Genomic DNA, 835 nt, shown 5'->3' with positions numbered 1-835 from the left:
TCTCAGTTCACGCGCGAAACGCGTGAGCCATGAGCGCAGCGAGAGGACTTATTGCGGCTTGAATTCGGAACGGTCCTGCACCAGAAACGGATAGCGGCCCTTGACGACCTTGCCGCCCGAGAGATTCGCTATGAATTCGAGATCGGGGAGCATGTTGAGCAGCTCCGAAGGAAAAAGATCCACCTCTTCTTCCGTGAGACGCTCCCCGAGACGGCCGCCTTTTGGGAGCGGATCGTCCGCATCGGTGGAAAGCCCCTGGTCGATGGCGATCGCTTTCACTTTCGTCTTCGGAAAGCGACGCGTCACGAACTGCTGCGTCTTCTCGTCGATGCACCGCAGAGAAATCGTGTTGTTGAGGTTGCCGACCACCTGCATGGCCTTGTCCATGCTGCCGAGGCGCGCGGCAAAGTCGGAAATCGTCTGCGTGGCGACGACGAGCTTGAACCGCGCGCCGCGGCCTTTGTTGAGCAGCTGAATGAAGCTGTCGTTGACGCATTCGGCCGCCTCGTCCACAAAGACGTTGACGATTCGGCGCTCCTCCTTGAAGTTGTAGATGGAGCCCGCGGCTGCCGTGAGGTCGGCGAGCATGAGCGATCCGATGGCCGAACCCACCATGTTGTCGGAAAGCGAATCGAGACCCATGTAGACGACCGCGTTCTTTTCGATAAAGTCGCCCGTGTCGCGAAAGATCGCCGTCCCCTGTTCGTCGGGATCTTCGGGCGGCGAGAGGAGCCGCCCGAGCTTGCCGGAGGTGAGCTGCGAGAGGATCGGCAGCAGCGACGTCACCATCTTCCCGAAATGCTCTTTGTCGTGATTGCGAAGCGAAATGAGTCCG

The 835-nt window shown here is 59.8% G+C and carries 1 protein-coding gene; it reads right to left on the bottom strand.

What is annotated here, in order from left to right:
* Positions 1 to 48: 48 nt before the first annotated feature.
* Positions 49 to 835 (bottom strand): TraM recognition domain-containing protein (locus tag H6A60_RS11890; RefSeq protein WP_205104900.1); only part of this gene is annotated, 787 nt, incomplete at its 5' end.

Origin of the sequence: Sutterella massiliensis (assembly GCF_016899755.1) — a bacterium.
GTDB lineage: Bacteria > Pseudomonadota > Gammaproteobacteria > Burkholderiales > Burkholderiaceae_F > Sutterella > Sutterella massiliensis.
This window is presented reverse-complemented; position numbering and strand designations above follow the sequence as displayed.